This is a genomic window from Mesorhizobium sp. M0243, assembly GCF_040321775.1.
In the GTDB taxonomy this organism is placed as follows: Bacteria; Pseudomonadota; Alphaproteobacteria; order Rhizobiales; family Rhizobiaceae; genus Mesorhizobium.
Map to the genome: position 1 here is coordinate 1 of NZ_JAMYSF010000095.1, position 504 is coordinate 504.

General features: G+C 59.1%; 1 protein-coding gene. It reads right to left on the reverse strand.

The features are described 5' to 3' along the window. On the reverse strand, positions 1-340 hold a 340-nt coding region (locus tag NKJ11_RS33790; protein ID WP_352795196.1), incomplete at its 3' end, for a transposase domain-containing protein. Positions 341-504 lie beyond the last annotated feature (164 nt).

Consider the following 504-nt stretch of genomic DNA (forward strand, 5'->3'; position numbering starts at 1 on the left):
TCTCCACGCTGTCGGCGACACGCAATGTGCTGCCATCCACGGCATAGCGCGCAAGACCCCGCCAGCCTCGCCCGACTTGGTGTCGCTCGTCCCAGCACGTCGCGCTCATCGCAAACAACTGCGCCAGCGGCGCCTGGCCTAAGCGCTGGCGGGCCTGCGTCAAGGCGCTCTTGGCAATGTCCGGGTTCACCTCATCGGGCAACACCAGATCCAGATGGGCCACCACCTCAGGCATGGACTGATGACGATACAAGGAAAGCGCAATCACCAGCCAGACAACTTGCTCGGCGGGGAGCTTGCGCTTGCGGATGCTCGCCTTGCCGCTGCTGGCAAGCGCCAAGGCGATCCATTCCGGATCAATTGCACCCGAAAGTGCCGATAAATCGGCTGTATGTCCTATGCGACCTGGCATCTCAAAACACGAACAGGATGGAAACGAATCTCCATCCTGTTCGATAGGTCTTACCAGATCCTCATCCAGCCCAACTTAAGTGAACTGCATTA